Here is an 18,301-nt window from a genome sequence, read left to right as displayed (position 1 = left end):
TTACATTAAGACTCTTATTCTACTCCGTTACGCAGCATCTGCCTATACCAAGGGTCAAATGTCTCACTTCGTTTCGTTTCAAAATACCAATTCTCTTGCTCAATAAGGACGCTTATTTGACCGCCATTCCCCGTATCCAGCCATTTCGCATTGGCGTTCTCGTACGCTAAAACCACGTTATTTGCAGGCATTCCCCACTGATTCCCTTTTGCCAGAGATGCGATCGCCAGTTTTGGGGCAATCGCTTCAACAAACTTGGGGTTAGAAGAGCTCTTACTTCCGTGATGCGGGACAATCACAACATCACTTTTTAACTGATCGGGTTTTCTCACCAAGATCCATTCACTAACGGCTTCAATATCGCCCGTTAATAGCAACTTAAAATCCGTTTTGGTATCGACGACACGAATCACGCATGAATGTGGGTTATATGCACGTTTAACCAACTTCGGAGGCCAAAGAACTTCAAATTCTAGCGCTTGCCATTTCCATCGTTCCCCTGCAATACAAGGTTGGTAGTTAGCGTAGTTTTGGCTACTAAACTTACGAACTGGGGCGAAGTGCCTTTCGATATATGCACGTCCTCCAGCATGATCTGAGTCGGCGTGGCTGACGACAAACATGTCGATAGAACCGAACCCTCTGCGATACAAGATAGGAGCAATAACTTGTTCAGCAATACTTCCATAAGCCCATGTTTTACCCGTGTCATATAAAAGCACTTCACCGTCTTTTTCTAGGAGCACTGCAAGTCCATGCCCAACATCTAACACTTCAATACGCCAACCATCAGATTTTCGTTCATACCACAACACCAGACTTGTGATGACCAAGAACAAAACACCTGAAGCTTCTCGATTTAAAAATCGCATCGAAAGCACACAAACGCCCAATACCAGCACCCACAACGTTGCCTGTGAGCTAAGAGATTGCCAACTCCCCAAAGCAAATGGCAAAGACCAAGTAAGGGGTACAAGCATCCAATCTAACCACTGCCACAGCATGTTCGCCAAGTGCACTGAAAACGGGGTAATGATAAGTGCAACAAACATCAGTGGAACGACAACAAAACCGAACCAAGGGATAAAAATGAGGTTATATAAAATAGAGGAGAGGCTCGTCCCGGCAAAAAACAACCCACTAATCGGAATGATCAACACAGTGAGTACTAACTGAATTTTGAATAAGGTACCCAGTTTCCTAATCCAATTGCCACGGCTATGTTGTACACAATTCACTGCAAATAAAACGGCGATAACAGAGAGATAAGACAGCCAAAAGCTCATAGTGAGTGCAGAAAACGGCTCGATGCACAACTGTATTGCTACAGCAAGGAGCAGCACGCGCCAAGCGCTCCAATAAATCAAAGCAGACTTTAATAACAAGTAAATCAAACATACTGAAAAAGCTCGAGTCGTAGGCAAAGAGAAGTCTGCTAACCATGAATACAAAAAAGCAGTAGCAAGCCCAAACAAGGAAGGTAAAAAGACAAATTTTGGCAAAGCGTACCTAACAACAACCCCAAAGCTCATACCAAAAGCAAACGCCATTCCTATATGTAAACCCGAAATCGAGACCAAATGCAGTAAGCCACTATCACGTAGGAGTTGCCAGTCATATCGAGACAGAAGCGTACGGTCACTAAACGCCAAAGCACGAATAAGAGCGAAGTGTTCAAGCTGAACAATGTGCTTATGAACGACGGCGATAATTTGCGTTCTTAATGATGATCGCTCACGAATAAGCCACGCTGAATCCTTTGAAACGGTCGCCCTTGCCACAATGCCCTTTCCTACTGCCTGCTTTTCGGCGTCATGACCTGCTTCGTTTAAGAGCCCAAAGATGGGTTTAATTGTCACTTCGGTAGTGAACTCACTGTTAACTGCGAGTGGGAAAGGCGTTATCAACCGGATTTTCGGTTTAAAAAAAGGTAACAAGTTTTGAGAATTCACCTGATGGACACGCGCAATTCCTTCATATCCGTGACTTATTTGCGTAAAAGGGCTGTCAACTTTGCCATTTATGGTAATATTCACCCCTGCTTGAAACAGGGCTTGTCTTTGATGCTCCATAACATTGCCGTGGATAATGACAACCATAAAGCCCGAAATTACGCCTATGCTCAATAAGCCACGTCGTAATTTTATTATTGAGCCAGTGGCAATTATTCCCAGCAGCAACCAACGCCAATCTGGTATCGTCGGCCACCATGCAGACGAAATAACGCTCGCTACAAATAAAGCCAAGGTCAAACTTTTTTCTAAGAGAGTCATGTCGTCCTATGCCTAGAAAGCTGATAAAACGCTTCATGCCAGATCATGAAATGATCAAACGCCAAAAAGCACTGAAGGTCTTCGGCAACGTTTTATATAACCCAAACTTGTGGTGTTTAAATCGTCGCTCTGCGTCTGGTGCTTTTGCTGTTGGTCTGTTTATGGCGTTTGTCCCGCTTCCGAGTCAGATGATCATGGCGGCAGGTCTTGCCATCATGCTTGGTGTTAACTTGCCTCTATCAGTCGCACTTGTTTGGATCAGTAACCCAATTACCATGCCAGTGCTGTTCTACTTTGCTTACAAGCTTGGCGCCTTGGTCATGCATGTACCACCACAACCATTCCACTTTGAATTGTCGTGGGAATTCATCATGCAGCAAATGAACACCATAGGACCTCCGTTCTTACTTGGCTGCGCGATCTGTGGCGTAGTGTCAGCAATCATTGGTTATTTCGGTATTCGTGGTCTTTGGCGTTATTCAGTCGTGAGAAGCTGGCAAAAGCGTAAAGTACGATAAGCGCTTATTCACCAGTTGGCAGGTTATGGCGCGTTGAATGGAAAACAGTTAACGTTAGAAATGAAAGGTGATGTAACTCAAGTATGAAACGCATCGAGCCAATTAGAGATAGCAACGATATAGATAAAAAGGACCGATAATAATCGGTCCTTTTTTTGTTGTCTGCTATTTGCGAACTGTTCGCTGAGCTTTGTAGATTACTTGGAACTCAATACCGCCGCAGGATTAAGTTTCGCTGCACGGGAGGCTGGGTACCATGTTGCCAACAAACTCAAGATAATCGCCGTAATTGAAACCAAAGCAACATCTGGCCAATGCAATTGCGATGGTAAGAAGTCGACAAAGTAGATATCCCCCGAAAGAAATTGGTGACCAATTAAGGCTTCCAACCCCTTAATAATCGGTGTGAGGTTGAGAGCGACAAGAACGCCAACGACACTACCCGCAAGACTACCAAATACGCCCGAGAATACGCCTTGCCAAACGAAGATACGCTTAATCAAACTGTCTTTTGCACCCATAGTACGAAGAATCGCAATCTCAGCCGCGCGATCTTTAACCGCCATCATCAATGTCGAGACAATATTGAAACACGCGACACCAATCACTAGCACCATTACCAGGTACATAATGGTACGAACAAGTTGGATATCACGGTACAAAAAGCCAAATTGTTGTTGCCAGCTTTTTAGGTAAACATAAACATCAATTCGGCTACCGACTTCACGTACAATTGATGGTGCATTCAACACATCATCCGTTTTCAGCGAAATACCTGTAACGCCATCACCTAAGCGGGCATAGGCTTGAGCATCCTTGAGTGGTACTAGCGCTAATGAATGATCGATTTGACCGTTAAGCGTTAAAAAACCAGCGACTTTGACTCGGACTCGCTTTGGGGCTTGTACCTTATTCGTACTGCCTGATTGCGGGATCATTAAAGTAATATAGTCACCAACATCGACCTTTAACTCATTTGCGACACCACGCCCAAGAATCACTTGCTGTTGACCTGAGTAAAAATTTTGCCACGCCTGTGGGTCAATAAAGTCAGACATACTAGAAACAGCTTGCTCAAAAGCTGGATCCACACCGCGAACTTCTATTGCTTTTAGCTTACTGCCCTTTTCTGCTAACCCCGTAAACCGAACATAAGGTGCGGCAGCAACCACATGCTCATGACTTAGGGCTTGCTTCATGGTTTTGGTATAGTTGTGCAGTGGACCATTCACCCCCTCTAACTCACCATGTGGAATCACAGAAAGCACACGAGACTGTAACTCTCGTTCAAAGCCATTCATCGCAGATAAGCCAATGATGATGACAGCTACGCCAACCGCAATACCGATGGTGGAGGAAAGAGAAATGAACGATACCATCTTGTTACGCTTTTTAGCGCGACTGAAACGTCCACCAATCATCAATGCTAAAGATGAAAACAAAATTAGCCCTCCACGGTTGCTGTGTCTGTGGTAAAACGATCCACCAGCAAACCATCTTGCATATGCATTTGGCGATCCATTTTCGCGGCTAGCTCGTTATCATGAGTGACAACTAAGAAAGCAATATTCGACTCCTGATTTAACTCACGCATTAAGTCGTAAATCGCTAGCGCCGTATTGTGATCTAAGTTACCAGTCGGCTCATCTGCTAAAACCAAGTCAGGCTTATTGACCAAAGCTCGTGCGATAGCCACACGTTGGCGCTCACCACCAGAAAGTTCTGACGGACGATGATCCATTCGATGTCCCAACCCCACCTTCTCCAGAAGGGCTTTTGCTTCCGCTTTCGCATCTGCAACTTTCGCCCCACCAATCAACAGTGGCATTGCAACATTTTCAACCGCTGTGAAATCAGCCAGCAGATGATGGAATTGATACACAAAGCCAAGATGCTTATTGCGCAATGCAGCTTGTTTGTTGGAGCTCAAAGCAGACAAGTTCTGTCCCAGAAAATCCACTTCTCCTTGAGATGCATCGTCTAATGCTCCAAGAATGTGGAGCAACGTACTCTTACCCGAGCCTGATGAACCGACAATAGACACTAACTCGCCTTTATCAATATCAAAACTTACACCTTTGAGCACTTCAGTATCTAACGAACCCTCTCGGTAGACTTTACGAATATCACGACATTCTAATAGCTTATTCATAGCGAAGTGCCTCAGCAGGTTTAACAGAAGATGCTCGGAAAGACGGGTAAACAGTTGCAGCTAGACTCAGAGCAATCGCCAGCACTACCACCAGTAAAATTTGGAATGAATCAATCACGATAGGTAAGTGACCACCGAAGCTAAATAGTGCCACTCCCGCCGCTTCAAGAATTGCATTGAGGTTAAGTGATAAAGCAACGCCCATTGCACCACCAACAATGGCACCAATCACACCACTGCTTGCGCCTTGAACCATGAAAATCGCCATCACTTGAGATTGAGTCATTCCTTGTGTTTTAAGAATCGCGACTTCAGATTGCTTCTCCATCACCACCATGATCAAAGCGGAAATAATGTTAAACGCCGCAACACCAACGATCAGCCCAAGCATCAAGCCCATCATATTCTTTTCCATTTTGACGGCTTGGAAAAGCTCACCACGTTGTTCTCGCCAATCACTCCATTGCCAACCATCAGGCATTGGCTGATCAGCAAAATCAGTCACCATAAAAGGGTCTGAGAAGAACACACGCCAGCCAGAGACTGTATCTTTCGGTAAACGCATCAGCTTTGCCGCATCAGTCATATTAACAATCATAAGCTGACCATCGACATCTGAGCCCGTATTGAAGATGCCAGCTACCGTGAAATTACGTTGGCTCGGAATTCGACCCAGTGGGGTAAATTGGGTGGCATTGGTGACCATCAAACGGACTTTATCGCCCATCGACACTTTCAATGAGCGCGCCAAGCTGTGACCAAGGAATACTTTGTACTCACCTGCTTGAAGAGAAGATAAACGTCCTGCGATAAGGTGGTTAGAAATCGGGTCGCCAAGTTTGGGCTCTATACCAATTAAATAACCAGCTGTCAGTTGTGCAGAGCTTTGAATAACAGCCTCACCACGAACAATAGGTTCTGGTTTTGCTATGGTCGACATATCTTGAATGAACTTAGGAGCAGCTTCACTGAGAGGCGTTTTACTATCGTGTTGCGAAATCACAGCATGAGGAAGCACTCCTAAAATGCGCTCTTTCAACTGGGCTTCAAAACCGTTCATTACGGAAAGCACCGTCACTAACGCCATCACGCCAATTGTGATACCGGCTGTCGACATATAAGAAACAAATCGGCTAAATCGGTCTCCGGAGCGTCCCCGAAGGTACCGCAAGCCAATAAACAAAGAAATAGGATGATACATATAGGACAAACCAACTGGTTATCTAGTTATGAAGCCATTACTTAGCTAGTTAATACGGGTTATCTTACCTTACTCTTACAATGAAGAAGACAAGATAATCGCTAAATTTGTCAACGACATGCAATAAGTCCCCATTTACAGCAAAAAGTTCAGCCAGAGAAACGGGGAAACTTGATAACTTAACCTGATTAGCGATAATCAACCCCCTATCCTACTCATTCCTAAATGAAATGAGAGCGCTCGATGGCAGAAAAGGACCGAATTATGACAGAGCAAGAATATTTTACCGTACACCACAATCTGACTATCAACGTCGAAACGCTAGGGACGGACTTTGCTCTGCCAGATGAAGAGACTTTCCAATCCGAAATTCCAGCGCCTTTTATTGTCGCAAGTGAATTTAGCCATTTAGATATGTTAGCTGATAACGCGAGATTGGAGCTGCAAAACAAAGAGTTAAAACACGTCATCCATTTGCTGGATACTCAAAACTCTAAACTCAACTTACTGCTCAGCTTTATGCTCTCGCAACAAGATGACATTGCACTCCGTTTCCAGACTACGCAATTCGGCGCAAGCCAACTGAGCTACCGTAGCGATTCTGCCGTAGAAAAAGACCAACTGGTTCGTGTGAAGCTCTTCTTAGATCATCCTGCTGCAGCAATTTACTGCTACGCTCAGGTAGTAGAGTGCGAACCTGCCGAGCAAGGCTATGTAGTAACACTAAAGTACAAATTACTTCGAGAAGCTGACCAAGATTTATTGATTAAAGCCGCACTATACCAACAGCAAAAACTACTCCGTCAGCGCTCATTAGAGCGAGATAACAAATAATTACCATGACAAAAGCAACGATTCTGTCCGTCACCAATCCGTCTGAGCGTGGCGATAAAAAACAGCTTGGCAACTTACCGGGAGCGGCATTGCCGATGGCGATTGCCGAGCTAGCAAAACAACACTCTAGCCACTCTCTGCTAGTGGTACCAGACCCGCAAATCGCGCTCAAACTGCAAGCAGAAATTGAGCAATTTACCGACCAACCTGTAAGCCTATTCCCTGATTGGGAGACGCTGCCATACGACAACTTTTCTCCACACCAAGAGATCATCTCAGATCGTATTGCACGCTTATATCAATTGCCAAACCAAAATCGTGGTGTGACCATTGTGCCAGTGAGCACAGTATTACAACGCCAGTCCCCGCGTGATTTCTTACTGCAACACACCTTGATGGTGAAAACGGGCGACCAATTCTCGCTGGAAAAACTGCGTGTGCAACTGGAGAACTCTGGCTACCGTCACGTTGATCAAGTTTTTGGTCCAGGTGAATATGCAAGCCGAGGTTCGATCCTAGATTTGTTCCCAATGGGCAGTTCAGATCCATATCGCATTGATTTCTTTGATGACGAGATCGACACCATTCGCACATTTGATCCAGAAAACCAACGTTCGATCGAAGACATTCAGCAAATCCAGCTTCTACCTGCGCATGAATTTCCGACGACGAAAGCGGCTATTGAAGATTTCCGTACTCGTTGGCGCTCTCAGTTTGAAGCTCGCCGCGAGCCTGAGTCAATTTACATGCAAGTCACCAAAGGCACTTGGCCGGCGGGCATCGAATATTGGCAGCCACTATTTTTCGATCATACAGAAACGCTTTTCGATTATTTACCCGATGACTCTCAACTGATCACCTACGGCGATATTGAAGCCGCAGTCGATACCTTCTTGAATGACGTTGACTACCGCTACGATCAAAAGAAAATCGATCCACTGCGTCCGTTGTTAGCACCACATGAATTGTGGCTGAAGAAAGATGAGCTATTCACTCACTTCAAACAACTACCGCAAGCTCAGCTGAGCCTAGAGAAAATCGTTAAACGTGCAGGTCGCCAGAATCTCGCCGTTCAATCTCTAGCCGAGCTTGGTGTTCAACAGCAGAACAAAGAGCCGTTAGCGCGTTTACGCCAATTCAGTGAACAGTTTGCGGGTAAAATCGTTTTCTCTGTCGAGTCAGAAGGTCGCCGTGAAGCATTAACAGAGCTACTGCAAGGCATTAAAGTGCGCCCAGTAGTCCATGGTTCACTATATCAAGCGCTGGATTCTGACGATCGTTTCAGCCTAATTCTAGGTGCTGCGGAACATGGTTTTATTCATGAAGAGCTAAATTTCGCGCTGATCTGCGAAAGCGATCTGCTTGGCGATCGCGTTATCCAACGTCGCCGTAAAGACAAAAAAGCAGTCAACAGTGACACCGTCATACGCCACCTAGCTGAACTTAAGCCGGGTCAGCCTGTTGTGCACATCGATCACGGTATCGGCCGCTACATAGGCCTACAAACTCTTGAAGCTGGCGGTATGAAAACGGAATACGTAACACTTGAGTATCAAAATGATGCCAAGCTTTACGTACCCGTATCTTCACTGAACTTGATTAGCCGCTACTCTGGCGGAGCTGAAGAAAGTGCACCGCTGCATAAACTAGGCGGTGAAGCATGGGCAAAAGCTCGCCGTAAAGCTGCAGAGAAAGTTCGTGACGTTGCAGCAGAACTTCTGGATGTTTATGCCAAGCGAGAGCTAAAACCGGGCTATAAATTTGAGCTCGACCGCGGTCAATACGCAACTTTCAAAGCAACTTTCCCGTTTGAGGAGACCGACGATCAGTCAATGGCAATTAATGCGGTCTTGTCTGACATGTGCCAAGCAAAAGCCATGGACCGCCTAGTTTGTGGTGACGTTGGTTTTGGTAAAACAGAAGTCGCAATGCGCGCTGCATTTGTTGCCACAGACAACAGTAAGCAAGTGGCAGTCTTAGTACCAACCACTCTGCTTGCACAGCAACACTTTGAAAACTTCCGCGACCGCTTTGCTAACTTGCCAATTCGCGTAGAAGTCCTGTCGCGCTTTAAATCGGCAAAAGAGCAAAAAGTGATTCTCCAAGATGTCGCTGATGGCAAAGTTGATATTGTCGTTGGTACTCACAAGTTGCTATCAAGCGATATTAAGTTCAAAGATCTTGGCTTGTTGATTGTTGATGAAGAACACCGATTTGGTGTGCGTCAAAAAGAAAAAGTGAAAGCAATGCGTGCCGATGTCGACATCTTAACGCTTACCGCAACACCAATTCCGCGCACATTAAACATGGCAATGAGTGGCATGCGCGATTTGTCGATCATCGCAACACCACCAGCACGCCGCTTGGCGATTAAGACCTTCGTACGTCAACGCGAAGACTCCGTGGTACGCGAAGCAGTACTCCGTGAAATCATGCGTGGTGGTCAGGTTTACTTCCTACATAACCAAGTCGAAACGATTGAAAAAACCGCCGAAGATTTGCAAAAGCTGATTCCGGAAGCGCGAGTTACCGTTGCACATGGTCAGATGCGTGAACGCGAGCTCGAGCGCATCATGAATGATTTCTATCATCAGCGCTTCAACTTACTCGTATGTACTACGATCATAGAAACAGGTATTGACGTACCAACCGCCAACACCATCATCATGGACCGAGCAGATAACCTAGGTCTCGCGCAGTTGCACCAGCTTCGTGGTCGTGTTGGTCGTTCGCACCACCAAGCGTACGCTTACCTGTTGACGCCACATCCAAAAGCAATAACGAAAGATGCAATTAAGCGTCTTGATGCAATTGCGTCACTGGAAGACCTTGGTGCTGGCTTCACTCTTGCTACCCACGATCTTGAAATCCGCGGGGCTGGTGAGTTACTGGGTGACGAACAAAGTGGTCAAATTCAATCGGTTGGTTTTACACTATATATGGAAATGCTTGAACAAGCCGTTGAAGCCTTAAAAGAGGGCAAAGAGCCTTCACTGGATGATCTACTTCGAGAACAAACTGAAATCGAAATGCGTATTCCAGCTCTTTTGCCAGATGACTACATACCAGACGTCAACACTCGCCTATCTATGTACAAACGAATCGCGAGCGTGACAGATAAAGAAGGGCTATCAGAATTAAAAGTGGAACTGATTGATCGTTTCGGCTTGCTACCTGATGCAACGAAGAACTTACTGTCTGTCTCTGAGCTAAAAATTGCTGCTGCATGTCTCAAAGCTAAGAAAATTGAAGCTCATGACAAAGGTGGTTTCATCGAGTTTTACCCTGATGCTGACATAAACCCAGCATATTTAGTTAAACTCCTGCAATCACAGCCGCAAAAATTTGCAATGGAAGGTCCAACTAAGTTCAAGTTTAGCGTACCATTGACGGACCGACGTAAACGCATTCAGTTTGTTCAAGACTTACTGAATGATTTTAAACAGAATTTATTACCAACGAGCTAATAGTCGAATGAGAATACTGATCCCATTATTACTTCTTTGTGTCTCAATGCCATCATGGGCTGCGCGTCAATTTGATATTGAAGTAATTATTTTCAAGCGAGCAGTCGACGCTGAAAGTACCAGTGAATCATGGCCAAACAAACTGCCAACTATCGAAATGAGTAACGTCGGCAGCTTACAAAGCGATTCTTACCGTCAATCAAAAGGCGTCACCCTGCTTCCTCGTTCTTCTTACAGATTGAACGCTCAAGAAGCAGCACTTAACAACCATGCAGGCTTTAAAGTATTGAAGCACGTAGCGTGGCGTCAAGGTGACCGTGGTAAAGCAAGTGCACCAGTTTTCCGCATTGTTGGCGGGCGTGATTTTTCAGGATCATATAATCCAGATGGCAGCTCAATCACTGGCAATGCACATTCCTTAGCGACCGATGGCTATAGCGAAGAAAGCGTTAAAGGTCCACTTTATGAGTTAGATGGCAAATTACAAATCTACGTTCAGCACTATTTGTTTGCCGAGACAACGATGGACTTACGTGAACCGAGTGTTCGGGAGGTTCACATTGAATCGCAACCTTCAGAACAATTGTCTGAAGAATTTGGCGAAGTCGATGGTAACGTGCAAGTCGGTAACTTAGCAGAAGTCTCTCCGACTGTGACTGAAGAGACATTCTTGAAGAGCTTCCGAATGGATCAGAAGCGTCGTATGCGCAGTGGCGAAACCCACTACTTAGATAACCCATTAATGGGGATGATCATTCAAGTTCGTCGAGTACAATAAAACACAGTACCAACAACAAAGCGCAGCACTTGTTGCGCTTTGTTTTATTTGAAATCTAACATGGAAGTTGTATGAGTCCAGATTTTGAAATCATAACCCCTCGTTTGGCTCTCAGATTAATCCCATCTGAGGAAGCCCATATTCTACAACGCATACTGGCAGAATCCCCTTCCCTACACCAATGGTTAGATTGGTGTGATGAAAATGTCTCACTAAGAGATGCGCAAGATTTCTTGCTCGCTACGCGACTGAACTGGGTAAAAACAGAAGCGTTTGGTTTTGGCATTTATGAACGAAGTAGCGATAACCTTGTTGGTATGGCTGCTGTCAATGAGCTTTATCATACCTTCAATATGGCAAGCATTGGCTATTGGGTTGCGGACCGTTATCAACGCAAAGGTTACGCTCAAGAGGCAATCCGCGCGCTTGCCGAGTTCTGCTTCGCTAAACTCAATTTGACTCGCGTAGAAATCGTCTGTGATTTAGATAACACAGCCAGTCAGGCTTTAATTGAGTCTGTTGGTGCACAGAAAGAAGCGATTGCCAGAAACCGATTTATCTTTCATGGGAAGCCAAAAGATGGGGTCGTTTATTCACTGTTACCCAATGACTTGGAATGAAAAAAGCCACCGACATGCGGTGGCTTTTCTTCTATTTGTTATTTGATTCTCTCGCCAAATCTTCAACAAAGAACCAAAAATTCAAATTAGTGCAGTTTCAAGTTTGGACGCAATACGCGGTTGATACGACCAACCAGCATCATCAAACCCGTTTTAATCACACCGTGTAGCGCCATTTGGTGCATACGGTACAGTGAAATGTAAACTACGCGTGCGATGCGACCTTCAACCATCATAGAGCCTTTGGTTAAGTTACCCATCAAGCTACCAACGGTTGAGAAGCGGCTTAGAGACACTAGAGAGCCGTGGTCTTTGTATTCGTATGCTTTAAGCTCGCGACCATTAAGCTTAGCCACAATGTTAGTGAACGCTTGACTTGCCATTTGGTGCGCAGCCTGAGCTCGTGGCGGCACAAATGAGCCATCTGGCTGGGTACATTGAGCCAAGTCGCCGATAACGAAGATGTCGTCATCACGAGTGGTTTGCAACGTGTTTTTCACGACTAATTGGTTAATACGGTTCGTTTCTAGACCGGCAATATCTTTGATGAAATCAGGCGCTTTGATACCCGCAGCCCATACCATGATTTGTGCAGGGATTTTCTCACCATCTTTGGTAGTCAAACCGTCTTTGTCCGCTTGTGTCACCATGGTCGCAGTACGCACGTTTACACCTAGCTTAACCAACTCTTGATGCGCTGCAGAAGAGATACGTGGTGGAAGCGCAGGCAGAATGCGCTCACCTGCTTCAACTAGGTTTACATTTAGTTTGCTAGAGTCAAGATCGCCGAAGCCATACGTACGTAATTCTTTTACTGCGTTGTGAAGCTCTGCCGATAATTCAACACCAGTTGCACCCGCACCAACGATCGCGATATCTACCGTACCGTTACCGTTTTTTGCATGCAGTTTTAAGAATTCATTATTCATTTCACTACGGAAACGGTGCGCCTGTTCAGGGCTGTCGAGGAAGATACAGTTTTCACGAACCCCAGGCGTATTGAAGTCGTTTGACGTAGAGCCAATTGCCATAACCAGAATATCGTATTCCAGTTCACGGCTTGGCATCAGAAGTTCACCATGTTCGTCTTTTAGTTCACTTAGAATGATCACTTTACGTTCACGGTCAATGTCTTGAAGGCTACCCATTTGGAAATCGAAGCAATGGTTTTTGGCATGGGCACGGTAGCTCAATGCATCCACACCTTCGTCTAATGAGCCTGTTGCCACTTCGTGCAACAGTGGTTTCCACAAGTGGCTCGCTTTACGGTCTACCAGTGTAATTTGCGCACGGTTCTTACGACCCAGAGTGCGGCCCAGTTTGGTAGCCAACTCAAGGCCACCAGCACCGCCGCCTACAACGATAATGCGTGTCACAATGTTATCCTCTACAAAAATGAATATATGGGTTCAGCTCGACGTAGACTCACAGTTACGCTGCGGTCATACATCCAACCGATGAATTCTTTGGTCTCTAGAGGTGAGCTCACTTTTTGGATAAATCCCGATGCCATCATGTTATTGCCTACTCTTGTTTTCGGCTTATGGTCCATCGGATTATTCGCCTGAAACACACGATCTCAGACAAAAAATGGGCAAGTTTCTTACTCGCTCTCAATTTTTTTTGATATTTATCAAATTATTTTTACCAAGTTCATTATATAGAGCAATCCTTTGATGGCAACAAAAATCCTTACTCTGGATACGGATTGACTACTTTTCATCTGCTTGACGGTAACGTTTTCGTGCCACAAAAGGTTAAATCGATAAATCAAGCCGATAAATCGATACAAAATGTAAAATTTGGCAGAATCAGTGCGATAGAGTCAAAACCAATAGATACAAAAACAGCACTTCTTGAAGTGCTGTTTAAAGGTAGTTAAATTTTTATCTATTGGGCAATTTATGCGTTCTTGAATGCCTTCATCGCTTGCAGATGATGAGAGATTTTCTTGAACTTGTGCGTTTGGTTCTCATCCCAAATAATCTGATAATGCTTGTCCAACTCTGCCGCAGTTTTCGAATTGTCATGTATTTCATCTTCTTTGGATAAAATCACTAAACAACGATCTTGGTTTTTGGTTCGGAATTGCTCGACACATTTGGTCGCGATATCTTCATATTCTTCGGGACGATCAATGCGACCTGCCATCGTTTTCTCTGGATGCAGATTTGGGTTGAACATCACCTGCTTAATGCCGCAAAGAAAACCGATACGCTCTGACCAATATGCGCCAAGACCAACACCACAGATAAGTGGGGCTGGGTCATTCGCTTGGTCGATGACCTTAGACACTTCCTTCAACAAGTGCTGCATATCGTGCTTAGGATGAAGTGTGCTGTAATTGATGAAACGAACGTCATCATCGATGAATTGCAATTGAAGAACTTTTTCGTGGTTACCTGGGCTTGTACTATCAAAGCCGTGCAAGTAAATAATCATGTGTACCTCTCCCTGTGACTTGCTGGTACTTCACTTTAAACTACCACTATTTCCTTATGGTTAAAGAGGAAAAAGTCATGAGTTATCAAAACAGTGATCTTCCATACATAATAAGTCTTTAAACTCATTCGCACTGTCTAAGTATTGTTCATCATCCCACAATTTGTAGGCGATCAAATACCATAACATCGCCATCATAATGGTCCTTGGCATCCACGCACGTACGCCTTCCAGCCACAGAGACACATCATCAATTTGACGAATCTGGCAATACTGAGCAACACCCTGCTCAATTGGCACATCGGCAAGCTGCAAAATCAAAGTGAGGTCTAATCTTGGATCAGATAAAGCGGCGTATTCCCAGTCTATGACCTTCACCCCTTCTTCACCACGAACCAAGTTATAACAACCAAGATCGAAGTGGCACAGTGCAACGGGAACTTGTTCAACACTCGGTTCCGACCGCCATTTTCGATACAAGGTTTCAAACTCTGTACCAATGTACTTACCACCTAGCTCTAACCAGTAGTGATCAATTCGTGACAAGTAAGAGAAAGGAACCAAAGGAATCGCCGTCGAAGGATATTCATGAATAGCAGCAGCGATTGGCAATAATTCATCAATATCGATACCAGGCTTAGTCAATGTCTCACCCGGAACCCACTCCACTAGCAAACCTTGCTCATGAACAAAGACAGGTTTAGGTCCGAGGTTAAGCGGGGCGATTGCATTGAGCACTTGATATTCGTTATGGCGAGATATAGCAAAGGTCTTGCATACGTTACTGGTTGGTCGCCAGACATACGCAAGACCCTCTGAAGATTCCAACCGCCAACAACGATTGGTAAGTCCACCAGTGACGGTTTGAACCTTCACTGGTGGTGAAGTAAAGAAGCCATCAAGAGTATTTAAACTCGGATCTAACTGTTTCGCTTGTTGCCAAGAAAACCACGCCATGAATGACTTCTCCACTCAAGGTCATATGACCAAAAAGAATCAATTAAAGACCAAATAGGCTCTTAGATTGCTCTTTACGGATTTCTGTTTCATCCGCCCATTCAATCAGACCTGTTTCTAGATCCATTAGACGCATCGTCATTTTGTAGTAAACGTCTTTGTCACTGCCTGCATTTTTCACGATGCTAGAAAGGTTGCCGTAAAGCATGTATTGCGCACCGACCATTTTACCGAATTGGATAGCTGTGCTTTGGTTCACTAGCTCGTCAGTGTTTTGGAAGTTAAGTTGCTCACGAACAGATTCCACACGATCCATGTCTACAAAACGGAACTTACCAGAGTTCAGCATCTTAGTAGAGATAGTGTCAGTAATAGATTCAGTATCGATGTGCTCACTTGTTTTGTTCTTGATGCGCTCAACAAACACGATAGGACGTTGGTCACGAGTAATTGCTGCCACTGAACCTGACATCATCATGCTGTCGACCATTTCGCCAGCAATTTTTTGTAGATCCGTCGAGCCGAAATCAATCGTAGTTGTTTCTGTCGCTTGCGCATCACCGTAAGAGACCTTGTTTGAACAACCACCCAGAATGACGGCAAGACCTAAAAGAGCAATAATACTTTTTTTCATGAGAGTTCCTTAGTTTGTGTTTCATACCAAGGTGCCTCCACCTTGGCAAAGCAGCATAGCCGCCGAAATTGTGTTACTCGAGTTGAGTTAGTTATCATCTGCTTCGCGAATTTGTACGCGAAATTGTGTTCCGTTTGGGTTCACCGTCACTTCAGACAGAGTCACCTGTTCGAATCCACGCACAATCATTTTGCGCCACGGACCAGGTTTGGTGTTCACTTCCAGACCTGTATTGTCATACCAATAAAAGCGATAAAGAATGTGCTGGTCACCTTTGTAGTTACTGCTTAACTGCACGACACCTCGTGGGCGATCATCCACGTAAGTCGTTGTGATGTTGTCAACTAACAAACGGCTACCCAAAACATTGTCATTAAAAAACACCTTTTGAGTTTGACCATCAATTCGGATACCTGCGGTGTTGTCAGCACACCCGGCTAAACCAATGATCACCGCTAAGCCTATAAGCCATGCTCTCATTACAACCTCCCTAGTTGTTTATGCCACACTGTTGAGTGCGATCCCTGACGGGACACCCAAACCAACGTGGTTTGTTGTGCTGGCACGTCAAATTGATACACCTGATCACCTAAGTTAAGATTCTGCTTGCCCGGCTTCACCACTTTCGAAGCCGTTTTCACCGTCCCCGGGAGCGTCTGCCAACTTCTGGTATCAGGTTGTTCAGTTAATGTATTCCAAACATTGAAAAGAATGTTGCCGACGTCATCGCCTTTCTTCGCTGCTTCTTTTCGAATTCGGTCTTTTGCCCAAACACGAATTGCCTGACGAATAACAATCGTCGTTAAACGTTCGTTCAAATCGTTTTGAGCCATCGAGTTAACATCAACTAAAGTGCTCGATGGTAATTTGCTACCATTCAATGCCACATCGCCGAAACGCTGCGTTCCACTTTTTGGGTAATAAGGTAATGCGAGCGAATAAATTGCACCATCACCTCGGCTGTCATATATAGGCAAATCTATACGCCAACCTTGTAATGCTTCTACAACACCTTGTTCGTCGATCACGATCACGCGACCTTGCGACTTACCCAACCCTGAAGGTGCTTTACCATAACGTTTTTCAAGTAAACGTAAGTCTTCACGCATGCCGAGCTTTTTTGCGGCATACATGGTGCTTTCAATCACTTGCTTATTGTTTGGCATCACCGCAAGGGCACGACGGTAATCTACATACGCACTATTCAAATCTCGTGACGCTTCATATAAAAGACCCGACAGATAGAACAAGTAGCCATTTTGTACTGAACTTAGCTTTTTACCCGCATCTGGGTAGTTTGCAAGCACGCTACCTAGGTTCGCCGACATGCCTTGACTCTTAAGATCCTTCTCTGCGCGTTTTAGTTCCTTTTCACGTGCTTTCTTCGCTGCTTCTTGCACTTGGTTAGCACGGCGCATTTCTACCAGCGCACCTTCGAGATCATTCTTTTGCAAATAGTTTAAACCTAAGTACAAATGCAAAAAGCCGAGCTCATAATCGGCAGGCTGATATTCATTTAGATTGTCGTTAACGGCAAGAGAACCAACGCTGGTTGCTGTTTCCGTAACAGAAATGGTTGCACGATCTTGTTGTTTACGAACTGCACGATCGCTTTCTTCTAATGAGTTCAAGCTGGTAGGGTAATCCTCAGCAAGAAACGAAATTCTTCCTTGTTCAAAGTTTCCAAGGATTTCGCCACCTACATCACTTGATTGCAGTTGTTCAGCTTTGGCGTATTCACCAGCAACCACCGCTTGGTAGACTTCTTTATTTTGGTCGCTGTAATGACTGAACAGATTGCCAGCGGATAAGTTCGCACATCCCGTAGCAAGTAGGACCCAGCTCATCAATCCAAATAGCTTCACACCATGTTTCACATTTATCTCCACAAATGTGTCGTTCACAGAAATATACCCAAGTAATTTCAAAATATTGGCTGAGCCAAACATCCCGAAGTGCTTGGGTATAAAGAAGTGGATGAACTGCTTCATCCACTTCTAATAGATTAGCTCAATACCATTGGACCTAAAGGACGACCGCCCACTAGATGCATATGAATATGATAGACTTCCTGACCGCCATGTGAGTTACAGTTTACAATCAAACGGTAACCGTCTTCTGCAATGCCTTCTTCTTTAGCCAGCTTTTTCGCAACCGTGAACATGCGCCCCATCATCGCTTCATCTTCGGCTTCCACGTCATTAGTTGTCGGGATCAGCTTATTTGGAATGATAAGAATGTGGCTTGGTGCACGCGGATTAATATCACGAAACGCCGTTACTAAATCATCTTGGTAAAGGACATCTGCAGGGATTTCTTTGCGAATAATTTTGCTAAAGATGGTTTCTTCCGCCATGGGTACTCCATTTTATAAGGTGTGTAACCTATTTAGTATGCGCTAAGCCAAAAGCGAGCTCAATAAAAA

The 18,301-nt window shown here is 44.9% G+C and carries 16 protein-coding genes; 5 read left to right on the top strand and 11 right to left on the bottom strand.

Annotated features, from left to right (window positions below; genetic code table 11):
- Positions 1 to 14 precede the first annotated feature (14 nt).
- Positions 15 to 2,273 (bottom strand): DNA internalization-related competence protein ComEC/Rec2, encoded by a 2,259-nt coding sequence (locus VHA02S_RS01315; RefSeq protein WP_038898173.1) that lies wholly within the window; start codon positions 2,271 to 2,273, stop codon positions 15 to 17.
- Positions 2,274 to 2,281: 8 nt separating this feature from the next.
- Between VHA02S_RS01315 and VHA02S_RS01310 the strand changes: the two genes are divergently transcribed.
- The gene (locus VHA02S_RS01310) at positions 2,282 to 2,791 is read left to right on the top strand and encodes a DUF2062 domain-containing protein (RefSeq protein WP_005446692.1); all 510 of its coding nucleotides are present in this window, start codon (positions 2,282 to 2,284) and stop codon (positions 2,789 to 2,791) included.
- Positions 2,792 to 2,988: 197 nt separating this feature from the next.
- Here VHA02S_RS01310 and lolE read toward each other — a convergent pair whose 3' ends face one another.
- From lolE to lolC, 3 genes are read right to left on the bottom strand one after another with little or no spacing between them, the layout of a single operon-like run.
- Positions 2,989 to 4,233 (bottom strand): lipoprotein-releasing ABC transporter permease subunit LolE, encoded by a 1,245-nt coding sequence (gene lolE / locus VHA02S_RS01305; RefSeq protein WP_009698315.1) that lies wholly within the window; start codon positions 4,231 to 4,233, stop codon positions 2,989 to 2,991.
- A 2-nt stretch (positions 4,234 to 4,235) separates the two neighbouring features.
- On the bottom strand, positions 4,236 to 4,943 hold the full coding sequence (gene lolD, locus VHA02S_RS01300; RefSeq protein WP_029790268.1) for a lipoprotein-releasing ABC transporter ATP-binding protein LolD: 708 nt from the start codon (positions 4,941 to 4,943) through the stop codon (positions 4,236 to 4,238).
- The gene (gene lolC, locus VHA02S_RS01295) at positions 4,936 to 6,144 is read right to left on the bottom strand and encodes a lipoprotein-releasing ABC transporter permease subunit LolC (protein WP_026000130.1); all 1,209 of its coding nucleotides are present in this window, start codon (positions 6,142 to 6,144) and stop codon (positions 4,936 to 4,938) included. The genes lolD and lolC overlap by 8 nt, the downstream gene beginning before the upstream one ends.
- Positions 6,145 to 6,408: 264 nt before the next feature.
- Between lolC and VHA02S_RS01290 the strand changes: the two genes are divergently transcribed.
- The 4 genes from VHA02S_RS01290 to VHA02S_RS01275 all read left to right on the top strand — a co-directional run bounded on the left by VHA02S_RS01290 (position 6,409) and on the right by VHA02S_RS01275 (position 11,843).
- Complete coding sequence (locus VHA02S_RS01290) at positions 6,409 to 6,978, top strand: PilZ domain-containing protein (protein ID WP_038899109.1); 570 nt, start codon at positions 6,409 to 6,411, stop codon at positions 6,976 to 6,978.
- 5 nt (positions 6,979 to 6,983) lie between these two features.
- On the top strand, positions 6,984 to 10,445 hold the full coding sequence (mfd, locus tag VHA02S_RS01285; RefSeq protein ID WP_005446683.1) for a transcription-repair coupling factor: 3,462 nt from the start codon (positions 6,984 to 6,986) through the stop codon (positions 10,443 to 10,445).
- Positions 10,446 to 10,452: 7 nt separating this feature from the next.
- Complete coding sequence (locus VHA02S_RS01280; protein ID WP_074050253.1) at positions 10,453 to 11,223, top strand: peptidoglycan binding protein CsiV; 771 nt, start codon at positions 10,453 to 10,455, stop codon at positions 11,221 to 11,223.
- 71 nt (positions 11,224 to 11,294) lie between these two features.
- Positions 11,295 to 11,843, top strand: a complete 549-nt coding sequence (locus tag VHA02S_RS01275) for a GNAT family N-acetyltransferase (RefSeq protein ID WP_005446680.1) — start codon at positions 11,295 to 11,297, stop codon at positions 11,841 to 11,843.
- 86 nt (positions 11,844 to 11,929) lie between these two features.
- Here VHA02S_RS01275 and VHA02S_RS01270 read toward each other — a convergent pair whose 3' ends face one another.
- From VHA02S_RS01270 to hinT, 7 genes are all read right to left on the bottom strand, one after another.
- Positions 11,930 to 13,219, bottom strand: coding sequence for an NAD(P)/FAD-dependent oxidoreductase (locus tag VHA02S_RS01270; protein WP_005446679.1), 1,290 nt, complete (start codon positions 13,217 to 13,219; stop codon positions 11,930 to 11,932).
- Between the two features lie 526 nt (positions 13,220 to 13,745).
- Positions 13,746 to 14,285 carry an alpha/beta hydrolase YcfP gene (gene ycfP / locus VHA02S_RS01265; protein ID WP_005446677.1) on the bottom strand — a complete coding sequence of 180 codons (540 nt, stop codon included), beginning with the start codon at positions 14,283 to 14,285 and terminating at the stop codon, positions 13,746 to 13,748.
- A 75-nt stretch (positions 14,286 to 14,360) separates the two neighbouring features.
- Positions 14,361 to 15,242, bottom strand: coding sequence for a thiamine kinase (thiK, locus tag VHA02S_RS01260; RefSeq protein ID WP_005446675.1), 882 nt, complete (start codon positions 15,240 to 15,242; stop codon positions 14,361 to 14,363).
- A gap of 43 nt (positions 15,243 to 15,285) precedes the next feature.
- On the bottom strand, positions 15,286 to 15,876 hold the full coding sequence (gene lpoB, locus VHA02S_RS01255; protein ID WP_005431666.1) for a penicillin-binding protein activator LpoB: 591 nt from the start codon (positions 15,874 to 15,876) through the stop codon (positions 15,286 to 15,288).
- 87 nt (positions 15,877 to 15,963) lie between these two features.
- Positions 15,964 to 16,356, bottom strand: a complete 393-nt coding sequence (locus tag VHA02S_RS01250) for a YcfL family putative periplasmic lipoprotein (RefSeq protein ID WP_005446667.1) — start codon at positions 16,354 to 16,356, stop codon at positions 15,964 to 15,966.
- Positions 16,356 to 17,753 (bottom strand): COG3014 family protein, encoded by a 1,398-nt coding sequence (locus VHA02S_RS01245; protein WP_038899110.1) that lies wholly within the window; start codon positions 17,751 to 17,753, stop codon positions 16,356 to 16,358. Before VHA02S_RS01245 ends, VHA02S_RS01250 begins: the two co-directional genes overlap by 1 nt.
- Positions 17,754 to 17,881: 128 nt before the next feature.
- Positions 17,882 to 18,232, bottom strand: coding sequence for a purine nucleoside phosphoramidase (hinT, locus tag VHA02S_RS01240; protein WP_005446662.1), 351 nt, complete (start codon positions 18,230 to 18,232; stop codon positions 17,882 to 17,884).
- Positions 18,233 to 18,301: the final 69 nt, after the last annotated feature.

It is taken from the genome of Vibrio harveyi NBRC 15634 = ATCC 14126 = KCTC 12724 (assembly GCF_001591145.1).
GTDB lineage: Bacteria > Pseudomonadota > Gammaproteobacteria > Enterobacterales > Vibrionaceae > Vibrio > Vibrio harveyi.
This window is presented reverse-complemented; position numbering and strand designations above follow the sequence as displayed.

Coding starts and splice junctions, on each gene's coding strand:
- VHA02S_RS01315 (WP_038898173.1), bottom strand. CDS start 2,273: ATGACTCTCTTAGAAAAAAGTTTGACCTTGGCTTTATTTGTAGCGAGC.
- VHA02S_RS01310 (WP_005446692.1), top strand. CDS start 2,282: ATGCCTAGAAAGCTGATAAAACGCTTCATGCCAGATCATGAAATGATC.
- lolD (WP_029790268.1), bottom strand. CDS start 4,943: ATGAATAAGCTATTAGAATGTCGTGATATTCGTAAAGTCTACCGAGAG.
- lolC (WP_026000130.1), bottom strand. CDS start 6,144: ATGTATCATCCTATTTCTTTGTTTATTGGCTTGCGGTACCTTCGGGGA.
- VHA02S_RS01290 (WP_038899109.1), top strand. CDS start 6,409: ATGACAGAGCAAGAATATTTTACCGTACACCACAATCTGACTATCAAC.
- mfd (WP_005446683.1), top strand. CDS start 6,984: ATGACAAAAGCAACGATTCTGTCCGTCACCAATCCGTCTGAGCGTGGC.
- VHA02S_RS01280 (WP_074050253.1), top strand. CDS start 10,453: ATGAGAATACTGATCCCATTATTACTTCTTTGTGTCTCAATGCCATCA.
- VHA02S_RS01275 (WP_005446680.1), top strand. CDS start 11,295: ATGAGTCCAGATTTTGAAATCATAACCCCTCGTTTGGCTCTCAGATTA.
- ycfP (WP_005446677.1), bottom strand. CDS start 14,285: ATGATTATTTACTTGCACGGCTTTGATAGTACAAGCCCAGGTAACCAC.
- thiK (WP_005446675.1), bottom strand. CDS start 15,242: ATGGCGTGGTTTTCTTGGCAACAAGCGAAACAGTTAGATCCGAGTTTA.
- lpoB (WP_005431666.1), bottom strand. CDS start 15,876: ATGAAAAAAAGTATTATTGCTCTTTTAGGTCTTGCCGTCATTCTGGGT.
- VHA02S_RS01250 (WP_005446667.1), bottom strand. CDS start 16,356: ATGAGAGCATGGCTTATAGGCTTAGCGGTGATCATTGGTTTAGCCGGG.
- hinT (WP_005446662.1), bottom strand. CDS start 18,232: ATGGCGGAAGAAACCATCTTTAGCAAAATTATTCGCAAAGAAATCCCT.